This is a genomic window from Geodermatophilus sp. SYSU D00705, from assembly GCF_054050135.1.
Window position 1 is genome coordinate 246,948 of the sequence record NZ_JBJGYT010000003.1, and the last position, 17,240, is coordinate 264,187.

The window sequence follows — 17,240 nt, forward strand, 5'->3', positions numbered from 1 at the left end:
GGACGACGGGACCGACGACCGTGCGCATGATCTTCCTGAACCTCCCGGTGCGGGACCTCGCGGCCGCCAAGGCGTTCTACGGCGGGCTCGGGTTCTCCTTCACCGAGCAGTTCTCCGACGAGCGGACGGCCTCGGTGGTGATCGACGAGAACGTCGTCGTCATGCTGCTGACCCGCGACCGGTTCGCCGACTTCGTGACCGGCGAGGTGGGCGACCCCGCGGCCGCGACCACCCAGCTCGCCGCGCTGTCGGCGGCCAGCCGCGAGGAGGTCGACCAGCTGGTCGAGCGGGCCCTGGCGCACGGCGGGAAGCCCTGGCTGCCGCCCCAGGACCACGGGTTCATGTACGGCGCGAGCTTCACCGACCCCGACGGGCACGTCTGGGAGGCCGTCTGGATGGACCCGTCCGCGGTCCGGTGACCCCCGCCGAGGCGCTGGCCGGGGTGTTCACCGCAGGTGCACCCCGGGCGGAACTGGCCGACCGGCTCGCGCTCTTCGCACCGCTGGTGGGCAGCTGGGACCTCCGCGTGACCGACGTCGCGGCGGACGGCTCGGAGACGGAGCGGGACGGCGAGTGGCACTTCGGCTGGGCGCTGGACGGGCGCGCGCTGGCCGACGTCTGGATCAGCCCGTCCCGGGCCGCGCGTGCCCGCGGCGCCCCGGATGGCGAGTGGGGCCTGAGCCTGCGGTTCTGGGACGAGGCGCTGGGTGCCTACCGGTCCACCTGGCACGGCCCGGCGCGCGGCTGGGTCATCCCGTTCACCGCCGCGCCCTCCCCGGACGGACTGGTCCTGTCCGGCGAGCGGGACGGCACCCGCCTGCGCTGGGTCTTCTCCGAGGTCGGGGCCGACGGCTTCCACTGGCGGGCCGAGGAGGACGACGGCGAGGGGTTCCGGGTGCGGCAGCGCTTCGTCGCCGTCCGCCGCGCCTGAGCCGCTCGTCCCTGCGCGAGATCGGCGACCTGGTGGCGATCAGCGGCTGACGGCCACCAGATCGCCGATCTCGCGCCCCGGGGTCGCGGGGAGCGACAGCCCGGCAGGTAGGTGGCACGGGGCATCACGGCAACTACATTGCTGTCCGTGCAGCGCCCCGTCCTCGGTTACGCCGCCACCGTCGCCGCCGCGGGGTTCTTCGCCGTCAACGGCACCGTGTCGACCCTCGCCCTCCAGGCGGGCATCCCGCCCACCCGGCTGACCGCGCTGCGCTGCGTCGGCGCCGCCGTGGGGCTGCTCGTCGTCCTGGCGCTGGTGTCGCCCGGGCGGCTGCGGATCACCTGGCGGGAGGTGCCCTTCCTCGCCGTCTTCGGGGTGGTGGGCGTCGCGCTGACGCAGTTCCTCTACTACGTGGCGATCGGCCGGCTGCCGGTCGGCATCGCGCTGGTCTTCGAGATGACCGCGCCGGTGTTCATCGCCCTCTACGTGTGGCTGGTCCGCCGCGAGCAGGTGCGCAGCCGGCTGTGGGTGGCCCTGCTGCTGTCGCTGTCCGGCCTGGTCTTCGTGGCCGAGGTCTGGCAGGGAGGCGGCTCGCTGGACCCGCTCGGGGTGGCCGCGGGGCTCGCCGCCGCGCTGTGCCTGGCCACCTACTACCTGATGGGCGAGCGGGGGACGGTGACCCGCGACCCGGTCGGCCTGACCTGCTGGAGCTTCGTCGCCGCCGGGCTGTTCTGGTCGGTGGCCGCGCCGTGGTGGGAGTTCGACGCCGGAGTGCTCACCGAGCGGGTGCCGGTGTCGGCCGGGTCGCTCGAACTCCCGCTGTGGGTGCTCGTCGTGTGGATCGTCGTCCTCGGGGCGATGGTGCCGTTCTGGCTGTCCATCGCGGCGCTGCGGCACCTGTCGCCGACGACCGCCGGCCTCGTGGCGACCGTCGAGCCGGTGCTGGCGTCGGTGGTGGCCTGGCTGTGGGTCGAGCAGGTGCTGTCGGGCTGGCAGGTGCTCGGCGGCATCGTCGTCCTGGTGGGGATCGGCCTAGCCCAGACGGCGCGGCCGGCGCCCGTCGCCGCCGCGGTGCCGGAGGCGGTCGCGCCCTCCTGAGCGGAGTCGCTCGGTGACGGGAACCGGCACCGAGCGACCCCGCCCGTGGTTCAGGTGACCTTCCGGGCCTCGGTGAGGTAGCCGGCCAGCTCCTCCATGTAGGCGGCCTGGGCGGCGTAGTCCATCCCGATGTACTTCCACGGGTGGAGCTGGCCGGCCTGCACCGCCGGCAGCAGCGCGGCGGTCGGCTGGGCCGCGTACTCCTCCGGGGTCATGCTGAGCCGCAGCGAGTAGAGCAGCACGTCGCTGGGGTGGTTCGGCACCTCCTCCCAGCCGACCGACTCCCAGAAGTAGCCGTCACCGCCGGGGTCGACGAACTGCACGCCGAGGTCCTGGTAGAGGTGCAGCGAGGGGTCGTCGGGCGCCTTGGCCATCCACCAGCCGTCGCTGGGGGAGGCGTACACGGGCAGCACCGTCACGCCGCCGGCCGCGGCCTCGGTCAGGGCGGTGGACGCCGCCTCGTAGTCCTCCCGCGCGGCGTCGACCAGCTCGTCGTCGGCGCCGACGGACTCGGCCAGCTCGAGGGTGCGCTCGATGACGTCGGCCGCCGAGCCGCCCCAGGTGATGGCGACGATCGGCGCGATCTCGGCGACCTGCTCCTGCTGCTCGATCGACTCGAAGCCGTACAGGGGCTGGGTCCGGTCGATCGTGCCCGCGGAGTCGGTCGGGTAGACCGAGGTGACGATCAGGTCGGGGGCGGCCGCGGCCAGCCGCTCGAGGTCGATCTGCCCGTAGCTCTCGCCCAGGATCGCGAACCCGCCGAGGTCCTTGCCCTCGAACGCGACGTCGTCCGCGGCGGAGGTCTGGCCCCAGCCGCCGACCGGCTCGATGCCGTAGTTCCACAGCGAGGCGACGACGTCGTTGAGGCCGGCGATGCGGGTCGGCGTCTCGTCGAGCTCGACGGTGTTCCCCAGGTCGTCGGTGAACTCCCAGCCGCCCTCCCCGGGGGCGCTGGAGCCGGCGGCGTCGGCGGGTCCGTCGGAGCAGCCTCCGGCCGCGAGCAGGGCGGCCACGGTGAGGGAGGCGCCGATCAGGCGGCGCGGCATGCGGTGCAACGGGGGTCTCCTCGCTGGTCATCCCGGGAGGTGGTTCCTCCCGGAAGGCGGCTTAGGTTAGCCTCACCTCTGCTGCCGTCCGCAAGGGTCGGGGCGCCGGGAGAGAGTGGAGACGCCACATGACCGTCACCGTCGAGACCGCGGTCGAGGCCGCCCCCGGGTGGGCCTTCTTCGACGCGACGGTGGCCGCCGTCCGCCGGCTGGGCCCGAGCTTCGTGCGGGTCACCCTCACCGGCCCCGACCTCGCGGGCTTCGGCGTCGCCGGCGACGACCAGCGGATCAAGCTGGTGCTGCCCCGTGACCCGGCCGGCATGCGCCGGCTGGTCGAGCGGGGGTCGGACTGGTACCCGGAGTACTGCGCGATGCCCGAGGAGCAGCGGCCCTGGGTCCGCACCTACACGGTGCGCGCCGCGCGCCCCGAGCTCGCCGAGGTCGACGTCGACCTGGTCCTGCACGGGGTGGAGGACGGGCACGCCGGTCCGGCCGCCCGCTGGGCCGCGGCGGCCGCGCCCGGCGACCGCATCGTGCTGCTCGGCCCCGACCGGCCCGGGCGCGGCCGGATGTGGGGCGTGGAGTGGGCCCCGCCCGCCGCGGCCACCACGCTGCTGCTGGCCGGCGACGAGACCGCCGTCCCCGCGGTCTGCGCGATCCTCGAGGGGCTCGGGCAGTCCCCCCGCCGCGTCGTGGCCCTGCTCGAGGTGCCGGCCGAGGCCGACGCGATGAACCTGGTGCTGCCGCCGGGGGTGAGCGTGCGCTGGCTGCCGCGCTCCGGCGCCGCCCGCGGCTCGCTGCTGGTGCCGGCGGTGCACGCCGCGCTGTGCGAGCTCGGCGTGGTCGCGACGCCCACGGAGGTCCCGGAGGACGTCGACCTCGACGCCGGGCTGCTGTGGGAGGTCCCGGACGCGGACGCCACCTCGGGCTGCTACGCCTGGCTCGCCGGCGAGGCCGGGGTGGTCAAGCAGCTGCGCCGGCACCTGGTCGGCGACCTCGGCGTCCCGCGCGGCGCGGTGGCGTTCATGGGTTACTGGCGGCAGGGCATCGCGAGCTGAACCGGCGCGCGCCCTACCGCAGGCGGCGGACGGGCACCACCATCGGCGTCCCGGCCACCGGGTCCGGCACGATCCGCGCCTCCAGGTCGAACACGTCGGCCAGCAGCCGCTCGGTGAGCACCTCGGCCGGCGTCCCCGACGCGACCAGGACGCCGTCCTTCATGGCCACCAGCCGCTGCGCGTACCGGGCGGCCAGGTTCAGGTCGTGCAGGACGACGACGACGGTGCGGCCCCGCTCGGTGTGCAGCCGGCCCACCAGCTCCAGGACGTCGATCTGGTGCGACAGGTCCAGGTAGGTCGTCGGCTCGTCGAGCAGGAGCAGGTCGGTGCCCTGCGCCAGCGCCATCGAGATCCACGCGCGCTGGCGCTGCCCCCCGGAGAGGGCGTCGACGGGCCGCTCGGCCAGCTCGGACATGTCGGTCCAGGCCAGCGCCTCGGCGACCGCGGCCTCGTCCCCGCGTGACCACTGCTGGAGCCACGACTGGTGCGGGTGGCGGCCGCGGGCCACCAGGTCGGCCACCGTGAGCCCCTCCGGCGCGACCGGCGTCTGCGGCAGCAGCCCGAGCACCTTCGCCACCTCGCGGGTCGGCGTCCGGGAGATGGCGTGCCCGTCGAGCAGCACCTGGCCCTGGCTGGGGCGCAGCAGCCGGCCCAGGGCGCGCAGCAGGGTGGACTTGCCGCAGCCGTTCGGGCCCACGATCGCGGTGAAGGAGCCGTCGGTGAGCTCCAGGTCGAGGTCGCGGACGACCACGCGGTCGTCGTAGCCGAGGCTGACCGACTCGGCGGCGAGGCGGACCGGCCGGGTCCCGGTGGGGACCGGGGGGTGCGCGGTGGTCGTCACAGCGTGGATCGCCGCCTTCCGCGGACGAGGAGCCAGAGCAGGTACGGGGCGCCGACGGCGGCGGTGAGGATGCCGACCGGCAGGGCCTCGGGCAGGACGGTGCGGGTGAGCAGGTCCGCGCCGATCACGAGCGCGGCGCCGAGCAGCCCGGAGGCGAGCAGGGGCGGCCGGGAGCCACCGCTGAGGCGGACGGCGATCTGCGGGACCACCAGCGCCACGTAGGAGATCGGGCCGGCGGCGGCGACGGCGGCGGCGGTGAGCGCGACCGCGACGAGGACCACCGCGGCCTGGGCCAGCGGCAACCGGACGCCGAGCCCGCGGGCGGTGTCGTCGCCGAACTGCAGCACCGCCAGGGCGCGGCTGGCGGCCAGCGCGAGCGGGACCAGCACGGCCAGGGCGAGGGACAGCGGCCCGGCCTGGTCCCACGTCCGGGCGTTGAGCGAGCCGGTGATCCACACGTAGGCGGCGGCGGCGTCGAAGATCTCCGCGCGGGTCAGCAGCCAGTCGGTGAGCGCGGAGGCGACCGCCCACAGCGCGATGCCGACGAGCACCAGCCGGTAGCCGTCGACGCCGCGGCGCCAGGCCAGCACGAACAGCAGGACGCCGGTGACCAGCGCGCCGAGGAGGGCGGCCAGCGGGACGCCGAGGCCGCCGAGCAGCGCCCCGCCGCTCGACGTCCCGCCCAGCACGATCGCCGCCACCGCCCCCACCGAGGCGCCCTGGGTGATGCCGAGGACGTCGGGGGAGGCCAGCGGGTTGCGGGCGAAGGTCTGGAACAGCGCCCCGGCGATGCCGAACGCCAGCCCGACCAACGCGCCGACGACGATCCGCGGCGCGCGCAGCTCGAGGACGATGAACTCCTGGGTCTGCTCGCCCAGGCCGACGAGGGTCTCGAGGACGTCGCCGACGCCGATCGGGAAGTCGCCGCGGCCCAGGCTCACCGCCCCCAGCAGGACGACGACGACCGCGGCGCTCACCGGCACGAGCAGCTGCCGCCAGCGCAGCCGACCGGAGACCGGGCCGGCGCGGACGACGGTCTCCCGCGGCACCGCGACGCGCTCCGGAGCGGTCGCCGTCACGGGCCGGCCAGCTGGCGGCGCCGGATCAGCGCGATGAAGAACGGCGCGCCGACCAGGGCGAGCACGATGCCGACCTGCAGCTCACCGGGCCGGGCCACCACCCGGCCCAGGACGTCGGCCAGCAGCAGGAACGCCGCCCCCAGCAGGCCCGAGAGGGGGACCAGCCAGCGGTGCGCGGGGCCGGTGAGCGCCCGGACGACGTGCGGGACGACCAGCCCGACGAAGGCGATCGGGCCGCAGGCCGCGGTGGCGGCGCCGCACAGCAGGGTGACCGCGCCGAGCCCCACCAGGCGGGCCAGCCAGACGCGCTGGCCGAGGCCGCGGGCGACGTCCTCCCCGAGGCCGAGCAGGTCCAGCGCCGGCGCGTTGAGCAGCGCGAGGACCAGCCCGGCGGCGATGAACGGGGCGACCTGCCAGGCGATGTCCGCGCCGCGGCCGGCGAGGGCACCGACGACCCAGAACCGGAAGCTGTCCAGGCTGTCGGAGTCGCTGACCAGGATGGCCCGGACCAGCGCGTAGAGCAGCGCCGACAGCGCGGCACCGGCCAGGGCGAGGGTGACGGGGGTGGCGCCGCCGCGGCCGGCGGAGCCGAGGGTGAACACCAGCACGGTGCCGGTCAGCGCCCCGGCGAAGCCGAACCACACGTACCCGGCGGGCGTGCTGAGGCCCAGCGCCCAGATGGCCAGGACGACGCCGAGGGAGGCGCCGGCGGTGACCCCGAGCAGGCCGGGGTCGCCCAGCGGGTTGCGGGTGTGGCCCTGGGTGAGCGCGCCCGCGACGCCGAGCGCCAGGCCGACCAGGAGGCCCAGGGCGGTGCGCGGCAGCCGCAGCTCGCGCACGATCACCGCCTCCTCGCTGCCGAGGGAGGAGTCGGTCAGCGCCTGCCAGACGGTGCCCAGGCCGATGCTGCGGGTGCCCACGGCGATGCTGAGCGCGGCGGAGGCGACGACCAGCAGCAGCAGCGCGAGGGCGGCGAGGAACCGCGGGCCGCGGCCCCGCAGCAGACCGCGCGTCCGGGGCGGCGCCACCGCCCCCGGGGTCCGGGGAGCGGCGTCGGTCGTCGAGGACACGCGCGGCTCCAGGGACGAGGGACGGGGGACCACCCGCATCGACCGGGCCGTCTGCCGACACAGGTTAGCCTCACCTCAGCCGGCCCGTGCGCTCCCGCGGCGTGCCGCGGTCACCGGTGCTGGCGGCGGCTGCCCCCGTGCCAGTCCTCCTGCACGCCCACCTCGCCCGGGCGGACGCCGAAGGAGCGCACCTGCGGGCGCTCCCGGAGGCTGCGCTTGAGCTCGGCGAACCCGGGGAAGGCGGCGAGGGCCACCACGTGGTCCCACAGCTCGACGGCGTCCTCGGGGCTGGGCACCCGGCTGATCACCGGGCCGAAGAACGCGGCGCCGTCCGGGGGAGCGAAGTGCAGGATCGGCGTCCCCACGTCCTTGCCGGCCAGGCGCAGCGCCTCGTCGGTGTCGGCCTGGATCGCGGCGTCCCACGACTCGTCGTCCAGCGCGTCGGCGAGGTCCGCCGGCAGGCCGAGGCCGGCGAGGACGGGTGCGACGAACGCGCGGGTGCCGCGCTGCTCCCGGTCCTGCGGCCCGTCCTGCGGCTCGGCGTCGAAGACGGCGGTCCCGAGCGCGGCGTAGAGCGGGCCGAGCACGTCGGGCCCGTGCTCGTCGCGGGCCCGCGCGGCCACCCGCAGCAGCCGCAGGCCGGCGGTGTGCCCGGCCTCGTACTCCGGCGGGAACTGGGTGTCGTAGTCCACGTGCCGGTTGAGCAGCCGCAGCGAGATCAGCCGCCACTCGACGGTGTACTCCCGCCGGTCGGCCACGGTGCGCACCCACTGGCTGGTCACCCAGGCGAAGGGGCAGACCGGGTCGAACCAGAAGTGCAGGTCGGCGTCCCGGGTCACTGGGCCAGCGCCTGCTCGATGGCGTGCCGCACCTCGGGGGAGTCGGGCTGGGTCTGCGGCCGGAAGCGGGCCACGACCGCGCCGTCGGCGCCGACGAGCCACTTCTCGAAGTTCCAGCGCACCTCGCCGGCCTCGCCGGTGGCGTCGGGCGCCTCGGCCAGCCGCTGGAACAGCGGGTGCGCGCCCGGGCCGTTGACCTCGAGCTTCTCGGTCATGGGGAAGGTGACGCCGTAGGTGGTGGAGCAGAAGCTCTGGATCTCCTCCGCCGTGCCCGGCTCCTGGCCCATGAACTGGTTGCACGGCGCGCCGACCACGGTCAGGCCGCGCCCGCCGTACTCCTGCTGCAGCGCCTCCAACTGGCTGTACTGCGGGGTGAGCCCGCAGCGGCTGGCGACGTTCACCACCAGGGCCGCGCCTCCGCCCGCGAGGGCGCCCAGGGTCGTGGCCTCGCCCTGGAGGGTGGTCACCGGCAGGTCCAGCAGGTCGCTCATGTCGCTCCTCGTCGTGTAGCGCATCTGGTGGCTCCCTCGCAGGGCCCCGCCGCCAGCGTGCGGGTGGTGGGGGGCAAGGGGGTCCTTCCTCTAGTCGAGGCCGCTGAGGTCGTCGGGGACGTCGACGGCGTGCTGCCGCAGCGCCTCCAGCGGGACGACCTCGAGGGCGCGGGCGTTCGTCGCGGCCAGGACGACGCCGGCGGCCGCGCCCGCCTGGTACGCCTGCAGCCAGCGGGCGGCGACGACGCACCAACGGTCGCCGGGGCGCAGGCCGGGGAAGGCGTACTCCGGCCGCGGCGTCACCAGGTCGTTGCCCAGCTCGCGCTGCACCTGCAGGAACTCGGCGGACACGACGGCGCAGACGGTGTGGCTGCCGACGTCCTCGGGGCCGCTGCTGCAGACACCGGTGCGGAGGAAGCCGGTCATCGGCTCGGTGCCGCACGGCTCCAGCGGCCCGCCGAGGACGTTGCGCTCCTCGCTGCCGCCTCCGGGTCCGCTCATCGGGTCAATCTTGCTGGCTGCACCGCGCCCGCGCAGCGCGCGGGGGATGGCAGGGTGCCGGTGTGACCGGTAACGCGAGCGAGCCGACCGTCCTCTGGCGCCCGACCCCGGAGTCGGTGCGGGCCACCCGGATCGCCGAGTTCGCCGGGTGGGTGGCGCAGCGGCGCGGCCTGGACCTCGGCGACCCGGCGGACTACGACGCGATCTGGCGCTGGTCGGTGGAGCGCCTCGACCAGTTCTGGGCCGACGTGGCCGGCTGGACCGGCGTGCTGCCCGGCATACCCGACGACCGGGTGCTGACCCGGCGGGAGATGCCCGGCGCCGTCTGGTTCCCCGGCACCACGCTCAACTACGCCGAGCAGGCGCTGCGCGCCGGCGCCGACGGCACGGTGCCCGCCGACTCCCCGGCGCTGATCGCGGTCGCCGAGGACCGCGAGCCGGAGGAGACCAGCTGGGCGCAGCTGCGCGCCCGGGTCGGCGCCTTCGCCGCCACGCTGCGCCGGCTCGGCGTGCAGCGCGGCGACCGGGTCGCCGGCTACCTGCCCAACGTCCCCGAGGCGGTCGTCGCCTTCCTCGGGACGGCGGCCATCGGCGCGGTCTGGTCCTCCTGCGCCCCCGACTTCGGCACCCGCGCCGTCCTCGACCGCTTCGTCCAGATCGAGCCGACCGTGCTGGTCGCCGTCGACGGCTACCGGTGGGGCGGCAAGGAGTACGACCGCCGCGAGGTCGTCACCGAGCTGCGCGGCGCGCTGCCCAGCGTCCGGACGACGATCGCCGTCCCGCGGCTGTTCCCCGGCGAGGTGCCGGCCGGCGCCGTCCCGTGGGCCGAGGCGGTCGCCGAGGAGCAGGAGCCGGCCTTCGAGCAGGTCCCGTTCGACCACCCGCTGTGGATCGTCTACTCCTCGGGCACCACCGGCCTGCCCAAGGGGATCGTGCACGGCCACGGCGGCGTCACCCTCGAGGAGCACAAGCAGCTGGCCCTGCACGGGGACGTCGGCCCGGGCGACCGCTTCTACTGGTACGCCTCCACCGCCTGGATCATGTGGAACATCGCCACCTCGGCGCTGCTGTGCGGCGCCACGGTGGTCGTCCACGACGGCGCCCCCGCGTACCCGTCGGTCGACGCCCAGTTCGCGATCGCCGCGCAGACCCGGCTGACCTACCTCGGCACCAGCGCCGGCTACCTGACCGCCTGCGAGAAGGCCGGCATCCGGCCGGGGGAGACCCACGACCTGTCGGCGCTGCGGTGCATCGGGTCGACCGGCTCGCCGCTGCCGGCGTCCGCCTTCACCTGGGTGTACGACGCGGTCAAGCCCGACGTGTTCCTCGGGTCGCTGTCCGGCGGCACCGACGTCGCCACCGGGTTCGTGGGCAGCTCGCTGCTGCTGCCGGTCACCGCCGGGGAGCTGCAGCGGCCGATGCTGGGTGTCGCGGCGGCCGCCTGGGACGAGCACGGCGAGCCGGTGGTCGGCGAGCTGGGCGAGCTGGTCATCACCGAGCCGATGCCGTCGATGCCGCTGTACTTCTGGAACGACGCCGACGGCGAGCGCTACCGCGAGGCGTACTTCGAGCCGTGGCCGGGCGTCTGGCGGCACGGGGACTGGATGGAGGTCACCGACCGCGGCACCTGCCTGATCACCGGCCGGTCGGACTCGACCCTCAACCGCGGCGGCGTGCGCATGGGGACGGCGGACATCTACGCCGCCGTGGAGTCCGTCCCCGAGGTGCTCGACTGCGTCGTGCTCGGCGTGGAGCAGCGCGACGGCGGCTACTGGATGCCGCTGTTCGTCAAGCTGGCCGAGGGGGCCGAGCTCACCGAGGAGCTCACCACCCGGATCCGGGACGCCATCCGCCGCCAGGCCAGCCCCCGCCACGTGCCCGACGAGGTGATCGCCGTCCCCGCGGTGCCGCACACCCGCACCGGCAAGCGGCTGGAGGTGCCGCTCAAGCGGCTGTTCCAGGGTGTCGACCCGGCCCGGGCGCTCAACGTCGGCGCCGTCGACGACCCCGGCGCGGTCGAGCACTACCTGGCCCTGGCGCGGGAGCGCGGCCCGCGCTGAAGGCCCGGGTCACCGCCCCGCGCCGGCCGTCAGCCGGTCGCTGCCGGCCAGCTCGAGCAGGACGGCGGCGACGGCGTCCGGGTCGGACACGTGAGCGAGGTGCCCACAGGCGAGGGCGCGGTGCCGCCAGCCCCGTGACTCCGCCGCCCGCTGCGCCCACCGGTCGAACCCGGGGTGCGGGAAGCGGGTGCACCGCACGTAGCTGCGCGGAAGGTCGCCGACGGCGCCGGTCAGGTGGAGCGGGCGGGTGAAGTGGCCCACCGGGGTGGCCCGCAGCCGGGGCTCGGCCCACGCGGCGTCGTCCGCGTCGGTGATCCCCCACAGCCGGGAGAGGATCTCCGGCCACGGTGGCGGCGCGAACCGGGGCAGCAGCCACCCGTCGCCCTCGGTGGCCACGAGCGCCTCCATCGCCGCCCGCCGCTCCGGAGCGACCAGGTCGAACACGCACTGGCCGTCCTCCGGGACGAACGCGTCCAGGTAGACGACCTCGGCCACCCGCTCCGGCAGCCGGTCGGCCACCCCGGTGACCACCGCGCCCCCGGAGCTGCTGCCGACCAGCACCACCCGGTCGAGGTCCTCGTAGGTCAGCACGTTGACGACGTCCTCGACGTGGGTGAGCAGGTCGATCCCGTGGTCCAGCAGGTGGGACCGGTCACCGAGCCCGGTGAGCGTCGGCGCCACCACCTCGTGGCCCGCTCCGCGGAGCAGGGGGGTGAGCTTCCGCCAGCACCAGCCGCCCAGCCAGGCGGGGTGCACCAGCACGAACGTCGCCATCGCCCGGCCTCCGTCCCTGGAGGAGCCGGCCGGCGCCCGGTGCGGTCCGGCGCCCGGTGCGGTCGGGCCGGCGCGTGCCGACGACGGTAGGCCCGGCCGGTCGCGACAGGCCAGCCCCGCCGGCTCCGTGTCCCACGTGCGACGACGCGTTGACACCCCGCCCGGGCGCCGGACACGATCCCGGCTCAGCCGCCTGCAGGACGGAGCGCCGGTGACCGCACCGCTGGCCAGGGACGTCGTCGACCTCGAGCTGTTCGACCCGCAGGTGTGGGCCGAGCGGGGGCAGCCGCACGAGGCCTTCGCCGCCCTGCGCGCGCGGGCGCCGGTGGCCTGGGTCGACGAGGTCCCCGTCCTCGGCTGGCCGGAGGGGCCGGGCTACTGGGGCGTGTTCCGGCACGCCGACGTCCGCGCGGTGAACACGCACCCCGACGTCTTCAGCTCCCAGCTCGGCGCCACCCAGATCCACGACCCCGCCCCCGACGACCTGGTCTTCCAGCGGCGGATGCTGCTGAACCTCGACCCGCCGGAGCACTCGGTGCTGCGCCGCACGGTCAACCGGGCCTTCACCCCGCGGGCGGTCGCCCGCATGGCCGGCTGGGTGCACGACCGCGCCCGGGAGATCGTCGACGGCCTCGACGGGACCACGTCCTGCGACTTCGCCCAGGACGTCGGCCGGGAGCTCCCGCTGCTCACCCTCGCCGAGATCATGGGCGTCCCGCGGGAGGACCGGCACCTGCTGTTCGGCTGGGCCAACCGGGTCATCGGCGTGCACGACGAGGAGTACGCGACGGCCGGGGACGGCGGCCGCCCGGTGGACCCGCGGTCGCGGGCGAGCCTGCAGGACATGTTCGACTACGCCCACCAGCTCGCCGCGCACAAGCGGGCGCACCCCGGCGAGGACCTGATCAGCCTGCTGCTGGCCGGCGTCGAGGGGCAGCCGCTCACCGACGAGGAGTTCGAGAACTTCTTCTTCCTGCTCTCGGTCGCCGGCAACGAGACGCTGCGCAACGCCATCCCCGGCGGCATGCTCGCCCTCCTCGAGCACCCGGAGCAGCTCCGGCGGCTGCGCGCCGACCGCGGGCTGCTGCCCACCGCGGTCGACGAGATGCTGCGCTGGGTCACCCCGGTCACCCAGTTCCGCCGGACCGCCACCCGGGACGCCGAGCTCGCGGGCCAGCCGATCCGTGCCGGGGACAAGGTCGTCGTCTACTACGCCTCGGCCAACCGCGACGGGGCCGTCTTCGACCGGCCCGACCGGTTCGACGTCGGCCGCACGCCCAACGACCACCTGACCTTCGGCGTCGGCCCGCACTTCTGCCTCGGCGCCGGCCTCGCCCGGCTGCAGATGAGCGCCCTGTTCGGCGAGCTGCTCGACCGGGTGCACGACGTCGAGCTCGCCGGGCCGGTGGTGCGGCTGCGGTCGAACTTCCAGAACGGCATCAAGCGGCTGCCGATCACCTACCGGCTGCGCTGACCCCGGTCACGGGGGAGCGGCCCGGCGGCGACCGTATGCTCCCCCGGTCACCGCCCGCCCGACCCCGGGCCGGTACGGACGACGGGGGAGAACGATGGCCGGCCTGCCGCGGGCGCTCGCGCCGCTGCGGCACCCCCGCTACCGCCTGCTGGCCGCCTCCCTCGGGCTCTCGCTGCTCACCAACAGCACCTTCGCCGTCGCCGTGGTGTGGCAGGTCGTCGCGCTGGACGGCGGCCCGGCCGAGCTGTCGCTGGTCAGCGGGCTGACCGCCGGCGGCATGCTGGCCAGCACGCTGCTCGGCGGCGCGCTGGCCGACCGCGTCCCGCAGCGGCACGTGCTGCTGGCCGTGGCGCTGGTGCAGGCCGTCGGCATCGCGCTGGTCGCGGTGCTGTCGCTGACCGGGGTGCTGGCGCTGTGGCAGCTGGCCGCCGTCGCGCTGGCCGGCGGGCTGGCCAACGGCTGCTACTACCCGGCGTACTCCGCGCTGGTCCCGGCGCTGCTCCCGCAGGACGAGCTGCTGCCGGCCAACGGGCTCGAGGGCACGATGCGGCCGGTCCTCTACCAGGCCACCGGCCCCGCCCTGGCCGGCGGGCTGATCGCGGCGACGTCCCCCGGCGTCGCCCTCGTCGTCACCGCGACCGCGGCGGTGGGCGCGGCGGTCTGCGTGGCAGCGCTCCCCGCGACGCCGGTCCGGCGCGAGCCGGGGACGGCGCCCGCACACCCGGTGCGCGGCCTGTTCACCGACATGCGCGAGGGCTTCGCCTACATGGTCCGGACGCCGTGGCTGCTGGCCACGCTGCTGTTCGCCTCCCTGATGCTGCTGGTGATGATCGGCCCGTTCGAGGTGCTCGCGCCCTTCGCGATCAAGGACCGGGCCGGTGGCGGGCCGTTCGAGCACGCCCTCGTGCTGGCCGCCTTCGGGGTCGGCGGCGCGCTCGGCTCGATGACCGTGGCCTCGATGCGCCTGCCCCGGCGCTACCTCACGGTCATGAACCTGCTGTGGGGCCTGGGCTGCGTCCCGCTCGTCGTCTTCGGGACCACCACCCAGCTGGCCGTCATGATCGGCGCCGGGCTGGTCACCGGCGCCTCCATGCAGGCGGGCATGGTCATCTGGGGCACGCTGCTGCAGCGGCGGGTGCCGCCGGCGCTGCTCGGCCGGGTCTCCAGCCTCGACTTCTTCGTCTCCACGGCGTTCATGCCGCTGTCGATGGCCCTCGCCGGCCCGGTCAGCGAGCTGATCGGCCTGTCCGCCACCTTCCTCGTCGCCGGGCTCGTGCCCCCGGTGCTGGCGGCGGTCGCGCTGCTGGCCGGGCGGCTGCCGGCCGACGAGCTGGCCCACCCGCTGGACCGGCGCCCCTCCGCGGGGACCCCCGTGCCGGCCTGAAGACCCGGGACGGGGCCGGCCGAGCCTCCGCTCACGGCAGCCGCAGCACCCGCGCCTCCCACGGGCGCAGGACGGCCGGGTCGGCCGGGTCGGCCGGGTCGGCCGGCGCCAGGTTGCCCAGCACCGGCTCCGCGGCCACCGCCTCGGGCAGCAGCTCGTCCAGCCGGTGCTCGTGCCCGCTCACGTTGCAGACGACCAGCAGCGTCTCGCCGTCCAGCGACCGGGTGAAGGCGTACACGTCGTCGTGCTCCGGCAGGAGCATCGTGAAGTCGCCCAGCGCCACCACCGCCGACTCGTGCCGCAGCGCGATCAGCCGCCGGTGGTGGGCGAACACCGAGTGCGGATCGGTGCGCTGGGCGGCGGCGTTCCACTCGGTGTGGTCGGGGTTCACCGCGATCCACGGCGTCCCGGTGGTGAAGCCGGCGTGCGGCGAGTCGTCCCACTGGACCGGCGTCCGGGCGTTGTCCCGGCCCACCCGCCGCATCGCCGCCAGCACCCGGTCGGGGTCCTCGCCGTGGGCGACGGCCTGCGCGAAGTGGTTGAGCGACTCGACGTCGCGGAAGTCGTCGAGGGAGGCGAACGGGGCGTTGGCCATGCCGAGCTCCTCACCCTGGTAGACGTACGGCGTCCCCCGGTGCAGGTGCAGCAGCGTGGCCAGGCAGGTCGCGGAGTCCCGGCGGTACCGCGGCGAGTCGTCCCCGAAGCGGGAGACCGCCCGCGGCTGGTCGTGGTTGTCCCAGTAGAGGGAGTTCCAGCCGACGTCGGCCAGCCCCGCCTGCCACCGCCCGAACGAGGCCTTGAGGTCGCGCAGCCGCAGCGGCCGGGGGTGCCACTTGGACTCGTCGAAGTCCAGCCCCACGTGCTCGAACTGGAACACCATGTCCACCTCGGCCCGCGCCGGATCGGTGAACAGCCGGGCCTGCTCGACGGTGACGCCGGGCATCTCGCCGACCGTCAGCAGCGCCTCCGACCGGCCGGCGAACACCTCGCGGTGCATCTCCTGCAGGAACTCGTGGATCCGCGGCCCGCACAGGTAGGACGCCGAGCCGTCGCCGTAAGGGAGGCCGGGCAGCGGCGGGCCGTCGTGCAGGTGGCCGTCGGCGGCGACGTCCTTGCTGATCATGTTGATGACGTCCATGCGGAAGCCGTCGACCCCGCGGTCGAGCCACCAGCGCATCATCGCGTACACCGCCTGCCGGACCTCGGGGTTCTCCCAGTTCAGGTCCGGCTGCCGGCGGTCGAACAGGTGCAGGAAGTACTCGCCGCTGGCCTCATCGAGCTCCCAGGTGGGGCCGGAGAAGAACGAGTGCCAGTTGGTCGGCTCCGCGCCCGGCGCGCCGGCCGTCATCCCCGGCCGCGGCGGCCGCCACCAGTACCAGTCGCGCTTCGGGGAGTCCTTGGACGACCGGGACTCCCGGAACCACGGGTGCTGGTCGCTGGTGTGGTTGACCACCAGGTCCATGACCAGCCGGATCCCGCGCGCGTGCAGCGCGGCGACCAGATCGTCGAACTGTGCGAGGTCCCCGAACAGCGGGTCGACGTCCTGGTAGTCGCTGATGTCGTAGCCGTTGTCGGCCTGTGGTGACGGGTAGACCGGCGAGAGCCACAGGACGTCGACGCCGAGATCGGCCAGGTGGTCCAGCCGCTGCAGGATCCCGCCGAGGTCGCCGATGCCGTCGCCGTCGGAGTCCATGAACGAGCGCGGGTAGACCTGGTAGACGACGGCACGGGTCCACCACGGGGGCTGTTCGGCGGGCACGACGTCCACCCCAGCACGGCGGAGTGCGCCCCGCACCCGCGCGACGCTACGGTCCGACCATGCCTCCCGGTGTCGTGCTCGTGACCGGCGGGAGCCGCGGCATCGGCGCGGCGACGGCGCGTGCCGCCGCGGCGGCCGGGTGGTCGGTCGCGCTGACCTACCGGGACGACGCGGCCGCGGCCGCCGCCGTCGTGGCCGGCATCGAGGCGGGCGGCGGCACCGCCTGCGCCGTCCGCGCGGACGTCTCGGTGGAGGACGACGTCCTGGCCGCCTTCGCCGCCGCCGAGGTGCTGGGCGCGGTGACCGGACTGGTGGCCAACGCCGGGATCGTGGGCCCGCGGGCGCGGGTCGACGAGCTGACCGCCGATCGGGTGCACCGGATGCTGGCGGTCAACGTGCTGGGTGCCTTCCTGTGCTGCCGGGAGGCGGTGCGGCGGATGTCCACCCGGCACGGTGGGTCCGGGGGGTCGATCGTGCTGCTGTCCTCGGTCGCCAGCAGGCTCGGGTCGCCCGGCGAGTACGTCGACTACGCGGCCAGCAAGGGGGCCGTCGACACGCTGGGGATCGGCCTGGCCCGCGAGGTGGCCGACGAGGGGGTCCGGGTCAACGTCGTGCGGCCCGGGATCGTCGAGACGGAGATCCACGCCAGCGGCGGCCAGCCCGACCGGGCGGCGCGGCTCGGCCCGACGGTGCCCATGGGCCGGGCCGGTCGCGCGGAGGAGGTCGCCGACGCCGTCCTGTGGCTGCTCGGCGACGACGCCGGCTACTGCACCGGCAGCGTGCTCGACGTCGCCGGCGGCCGCTGACCCGCAGCGCGAGGTGGTCGACCACCTCG

17 protein-coding genes are annotated in these 17,240 nt (G+C 75.4%); 8 read left to right on the forward strand and 9 right to left on the reverse strand.

Annotation, left to right across the window (positions count from 1 at the left end):
• Nucleotides 1–26 precede the first annotated feature (26 nt).
• From ACI78Q_RS04125 to ACI78Q_RS04135, 3 genes are all read left to right on the forward strand, one after another.
• On the forward strand, nt 27–419 hold the full coding sequence (locus tag ACI78Q_RS04125; protein ID WP_456922052.1) for a VOC family protein: 393 nt from the start codon (nt 27–29) through the stop codon (nt 417–419).
• Nucleotides 416–931: a hypothetical protein gene (locus ACI78Q_RS04130; protein WP_456922053.1), complete on the forward strand. Its 516-nt coding sequence runs from the start codon at nt 416–418 to the stop codon at nt 929–931. The genes ACI78Q_RS04125 and ACI78Q_RS04130 overlap by 4 nt, the downstream gene beginning before the upstream one ends.
• A gap of 147 nt (nt 932–1,078) precedes the next feature.
• On the forward strand, nt 1,079–2,029 hold the full coding sequence (locus tag ACI78Q_RS04135; protein WP_456922054.1) for an EamA family transporter: 951 nt from the start codon (nt 1,079–1,081) through the stop codon (nt 2,027–2,029).
• 50 nt (nt 2,030–2,079) lie between these two features.
• Here ACI78Q_RS04135 and ACI78Q_RS04140 read toward each other — a convergent pair whose 3' ends face one another.
• Nucleotides 2,080–3,075, reverse strand: coding sequence for an ABC transporter substrate-binding protein (locus tag ACI78Q_RS04140; protein ID WP_456922070.1), 996 nt, complete (start codon nt 3,073–3,075; stop codon nt 2,080–2,082).
• Nucleotides 3,076–3,203: 128 nt separating this feature from the next.
• Between ACI78Q_RS04140 and ACI78Q_RS04145 the strand changes: the two genes are divergently transcribed.
• Nucleotides 3,204–4,133, forward strand: coding sequence for a siderophore-interacting protein (locus ACI78Q_RS04145; RefSeq protein WP_456922055.1), 930 nt, complete (start codon nt 3,204–3,206; stop codon nt 4,131–4,133).
• A gap of 13 nt (nt 4,134–4,146) precedes the next feature.
• Here ACI78Q_RS04145 and ACI78Q_RS04150 read toward each other — a convergent pair whose 3' ends face one another.
• The 6 genes from ACI78Q_RS04150 to ACI78Q_RS04175 all read right to left on the reverse strand — a co-directional run bounded on the left by ACI78Q_RS04150 (nt 4,147) and on the right by ACI78Q_RS04175 (nt 8,954).
• Nucleotides 4,147–4,974: an ABC transporter ATP-binding protein gene (locus tag ACI78Q_RS04150; protein WP_456922056.1), complete on the reverse strand. Its 828-nt coding sequence runs from the start codon at nt 4,972–4,974 to the stop codon at nt 4,147–4,149.
• Entirely contained in the window at nt 4,971–6,053 is a 1,083-nt protein-coding gene (locus ACI78Q_RS04155; protein ID WP_456922057.1) for a FecCD family ABC transporter permease, read from the reverse strand. The genes ACI78Q_RS04150 and ACI78Q_RS04155 overlap by 4 nt, the downstream gene beginning before the upstream one ends.
• A complete protein-coding gene (locus ACI78Q_RS04160; protein WP_456922058.1) occupies nt 6,050–7,123 on the reverse strand; it encodes a FecCD family ABC transporter permease in 1,074 nt (357 codons plus the stop codon). The genes ACI78Q_RS04155 and ACI78Q_RS04160 overlap by 4 nt, the downstream gene beginning before the upstream one ends.
• Before the next feature lie 110 nt (nt 7,124–7,233).
• Entirely contained in the window at nt 7,234–7,962 is a 729-nt protein-coding gene (locus tag ACI78Q_RS04165; RefSeq protein ID WP_456922059.1) for a mycothiol-dependent nitroreductase Rv2466c family protein, read from the reverse strand.
• Nucleotides 7,959–8,453 carry a glutathione peroxidase gene (locus tag ACI78Q_RS04170; RefSeq protein ID WP_456922060.1) on the reverse strand — a complete coding sequence of 165 codons (495 nt, stop codon included), beginning with the start codon at nt 8,451–8,453 and terminating at the stop codon, nt 7,959–7,961. Before ACI78Q_RS04170 ends, ACI78Q_RS04165 begins: the two co-directional genes overlap by 4 nt.
• 90 nt (nt 8,454–8,543) lie before the next feature.
• Nucleotides 8,544–8,954: a DUF2237 family protein gene (locus ACI78Q_RS04175; RefSeq protein WP_456922061.1), complete on the reverse strand. Its 411-nt coding sequence runs from the start codon at nt 8,952–8,954 to the stop codon at nt 8,544–8,546.
• 62 nt (nt 8,955–9,016) lie between these two features.
• Between ACI78Q_RS04175 and ACI78Q_RS04180 the strand changes: the two genes are divergently transcribed.
• Nucleotides 9,017–11,014 carry an acetoacetate--CoA ligase gene (locus ACI78Q_RS04180; protein WP_456922062.1) on the forward strand — a complete coding sequence of 666 codons (1,998 nt, stop codon included), beginning with the start codon at nt 9,017–9,019 and terminating at the stop codon, nt 11,012–11,014.
• A gap of 9 nt (nt 11,015–11,023) precedes the next feature.
• On the opposite strand, the gene ACI78Q_RS04185 is transcribed toward ACI78Q_RS04180, so the two are convergent.
• Nucleotides 11,024–11,788, reverse strand: a complete 765-nt coding sequence (locus ACI78Q_RS04185; protein WP_456922063.1) for an alpha/beta fold hydrolase — start codon at nt 11,786–11,788, stop codon at nt 11,024–11,026.
• Nucleotides 11,789–11,999: 211 nt separating this feature from the next.
• Here ACI78Q_RS04185 and ACI78Q_RS04190 point away from each other — a divergent pair, with 211 nt between their 5' ends.
• Entirely contained in the window at nt 12,000–13,262 is a 1,263-nt protein-coding gene (locus tag ACI78Q_RS04190; protein WP_456922064.1) for a cytochrome P450, read from the forward strand.
• 94 nt (nt 13,263–13,356) lie between these two features.
• Nucleotides 13,357–14,646, forward strand: coding sequence for an MFS transporter (locus ACI78Q_RS04195; RefSeq protein ID WP_456922065.1), 1,290 nt, complete (start codon nt 13,357–13,359; stop codon nt 14,644–14,646).
• Between the two features lie 31 nt (nt 14,647–14,677).
• Here ACI78Q_RS04195 and ACI78Q_RS04200 read toward each other — a convergent pair whose 3' ends face one another.
• A complete protein-coding gene (locus ACI78Q_RS04200; RefSeq protein WP_456922066.1) occupies nt 14,678–16,405 on the reverse strand; it encodes a glycoside hydrolase family 13 protein in 1,728 nt (575 codons plus the stop codon).
• A 59-nt stretch (nt 16,406–16,464) separates the two neighbouring features.
• Between ACI78Q_RS04200 and ACI78Q_RS04205 the strand changes: the two genes are divergently transcribed.
• A complete protein-coding gene (locus ACI78Q_RS04205; protein ID WP_456922067.1) occupies nt 16,465–17,211 on the forward strand; it encodes an SDR family oxidoreductase in 747 nt (248 codons plus the stop codon).
• Nucleotides 17,212–17,240: the final 29 nt, after the last annotated feature.